This is a genomic window from Schlesneria sp., from assembly GCF_036405755.1.
GTDB classification, from domain to species: Bacteria; Planctomycetota; Planctomycetia; order Planctomycetales; family Planctomycetaceae; genus Schlesneria; species Schlesneria sphaerica.
Genome location: NZ_DASWWZ010000556.1, coordinates 1 through 3426, shown reverse-complemented (window position 1 = coordinate 3426; position 3426 = coordinate 1). Strand labels below are relative to the sequence as shown.

Below are 3426 nucleotides of genomic sequence, written 5' to 3'. Positions count from 1 at the left end.
ATCAATGATGCGGCCTTTGTTACCTGCGGATTGGAGGTCACTCACCCAATAGAAATCTCCGTCAAAGGCGATGACCCCGAGCTGGTCCCGGGGGCCCAGCAATTCGGCAGCACTCTTGGCCGCCTCCTTGGCCATCTCGATCTTTTCTCCCCCCATTGAGCCGGATTTGTCGATGACGAGGACCATTCCCAGGGAGGGTTTCTCTTTTTCTTTTTCAAAGTCGGATCGAACGGGCAGGATCTCTTCGAGAACTGTTTTGTAGTAACCTCCCAAGCCGAACGACTGGTCGCCCCCCAGCATCATGAAGCCACCTCCCAGATCCTGAACATAGGTCCGGGCGAGTTCCATTTGCCGCTGTGACAGGCTGGTAGCGGGGATGTTGGACAGGACCAGCAGTTCATAATTCTGAAGGTCCGCCAGTGACTCGGGCATTCCTTCGACAGGCCGAACGTCGCATTCGATTTCTTCCTGCTGGAGAGCCCAGACAAGTTGCTGTGCCAGTTTGGGTTCGCTTTCAATCAGCAGGACACGAGGTTTGCCGGTGGTAAACACCAGACCCGACTCGGTGTTGTTGTCGAGCAACGTATCTTGTGACAGTCCGCCGACTTTGACGGTGTACTGGGCCAGCCGTTCACCCGTGATCGACTGCTGAAAGCGAAACCGGCTTTCGCCTGCCTTCAGTTTTCGCGTCTCACTCAGCACCTTGTGGGCACCCCGAAAGACCTCGACCAACCCTTCGTCTTCATGGTTCGAATTGATGACGACTTCGACGTAGAACGGCTCACCTTCGCGCACTTGAGCAGGCACATCGACTGCGGCGACCTGTACTTCGTTTTCATCCCGTACTTTCAACGGAACTGTGTCGATTGGAATGAGTTGTACGTCTCGAGCAGATCCCGGTGTGTTGTTTCCGGACATCGTTTTTCGATCCGTCGTGACGAGTGAAGCAGTGCCGAGCGCTGCTTGAAGTACGTCGCCGCCCGTCTGATTGCCGTCCGTGAGAAGCACAATTCTCGGTACGTAGTCGGGCGGCATCGCTCCCGCCGCAGATCGAATGGCAGCCGCGATGTCCGTGGCGTTTCGATCCAGAGCAGGGGGCAGTGCGGGGGCAGATGACCCGGCTGCTGGGCACTTTGAAGGCTGTTCTGTCGAAGACTTTGGTCGTTCGGTCGTCAGCGTCCCCGCTTGAGCAGCGAACGGCAGGTACATGACTTTATGGTCGCCGGGATTGGTTGATTGGGAAAAAACGCGATCAAGATACTCGTCAACCTGGGAAGGTTTTGCAGAAGGTTTCGAACCCTCTCCACGGAGTTGCTCGTCATTGGCTGAATCGACGCTCAGGCTTTGGTCGATCGCAAAAATGACGAACTGTTGCTGAGTCGGACGTAGCAGAGCCAGTCCGGCAAGTGCAAATGCCAGCAGGATCGTGATGGCTGTCCGCGTGGCGAACGAGATGACACGTTGTCGCAAGGGAAAGTCAGATAGCGAACGCCAGTAGTAGTAGGCGAGCAGGGGTACGATCAGAATGAGCGAAGCCAGCCACCAGGGATGAGGCACTTCGAATGAAAAGGAATCAATCATCAGGGATCTCGTTTCCATTGCGATTGTCCCGCAGTCGAGGACGATCAATTGACGTTCTCGTTCTTAACTGATGACACGCCGTTGATAGAGGCACCATTCGATGGTGGTCAGTGCCAGCGCGATCAAGAGCAGCCAGAACCAGACCGGACGCGATCCCAGTCCCGCGAGGACCGGGGACGGAAAGTTTCTCTTCAGCAGAAGGTCCTCTGAGGGACGCAGATCAGACTCTACAGAGCTGGCGAGATTGCATGCGATCTCGAGCAGTGGCGGCGGCGGGGCCTCTTGTGCGACTTGCGTCGTTGCGGTCATGGAGGTTGGGACGACATCCGAAACTTGCCAGATTCCGCATTGATCCAGTGGGCCCACCGTTGCCTTGTCCGCACTCAAGGTCAGCGGTTTCCTCTGACCAGTGGGGCTCACCAGAGTCAGTTCCTGACCCTTGGGTGGGGTCAGGAAATCGCTGGCCGTTACCGTCGCGATGGAACCTGCCGCAAGAGATTCACGCAGGTCGCTCTTGTTTCCCGCGAACCAATGCAGGGCGTTCCCCACGGAAATGGGAAAAGCGGTCCTCAGCGGAAGATCCCCTTTGTCGAGATTTACTGTCAGGACCAGGACCTTCCCTTCGGGGCGGTTGATAGCAAAAAAGAGCGGGTCCCCTGTGATCGCTGTTGCGAGAATCTGCACTTGCTCAGGTTCTGTTGGCGTGATTTTACGAGCTTCGGGCATGACGACGTTGTCGAGGCTGACGTGCGCCATTAGCGGCGAGTCCTTGTCCTGCTTTGTTACGATCGCGCTTTCAAGTTGTTCGCCGACTGTAAAGAGGTCACTGGAATTTGCGGGATCGATGATAAAGACATTTCCTGCAGGGAGTGTCGCAGGGAGACCGCGGTGGTAGACGACAACAGATTCCAGGGGGACGCGGGCAGGGGGTTGATCAACGACGGTCAATTTGACCAGGGGATTCGCTTCGAAGACTTTCTGCAGAAAGAGATTGCCTGTCGTGACGAGAATGACAGACTGAATTTCGCGACGTGGCAGGACCGCCCAGGCAGTGTTGTCTGCGGCCAGTGCGTCATCGTGCTTGATGTTCGCGACCAGATGGCCGCCGTTCGCAGAAGCTTTATCAAAGACCTGGGTCCATTTTGCACCTGGCTCCAGCTTCAGGGGTACGACATCGATCGGTTCTGTGGTTCCCGTGCCGGGAATGAGCAGATCAATCTCGAAGCGACACTCCACAGGATCATCTGACGCATTGGAGACTTCGGCGAGAATTTCATATCCCAGGGGATCGACCAGACTCCGCCGAACTTGAAACTGGGTGATACCGACATTGCCCGAACGCTCGCCGATGATTTGTAAGGTAAGCTTTCCCGGTCCGCCGATGTCAGTCGGGGCCTGAACTGCAGGAGCGTCCCCATTCGCCGAAGCGACGGGGAGAGTCACCTTTTCGGATGTGTCGTTGGTCTGAGCTTGCTCACTCACCTGCTTTTCTGCCCCCTCGAAGCAACCGTCTGTCAGGACGATGACTTCGGCCTGCTTTCCATCAGGTCGCTCACCAAGCAGGCGTTGCGCAAGAGAAATTGATTCAGCGACGCGCGTAGGACCGTCGGTCGCCGGCAGCGAATTGATCGCGTCCGTCAATGTCCGTTGTCGGCCAGTGAATCCGACGATGACCTGTGGTTGAGTCCCCGCAGCGACGAGCGCCACTTCGTCGCGGTGCCGCATTCCTGATACCAACAGTCGCGCGTGGCGACGAGCTTCGCTCAGACGGGACGGTTTGACGTCCGTTGCGTTCATGCTGGCCGAATTATCAACGACCAGCACGATACGCCGTGCAGATCGAAC

Annotated in this window: 2 protein-coding genes; both read right to left on the bottom strand. The window is 56.7% G+C overall.

What is annotated here, in order from left to right; translation table 11 throughout:
- A partial coding sequence (locus tag VGE80_RS18660) for a VWA domain-containing protein (protein WP_440593711.1) occupies positions 1-1581 on the bottom strand: 1581 nt, incomplete at its 3' end.
- Between the two features lie 63 nt (positions 1582-1644).
- On the bottom strand, positions 1645-3426 hold a 1782-nt coding region (locus tag VGE80_RS18655; RefSeq protein ID WP_440593710.1), incomplete at its 5' end, for a vWA domain-containing protein.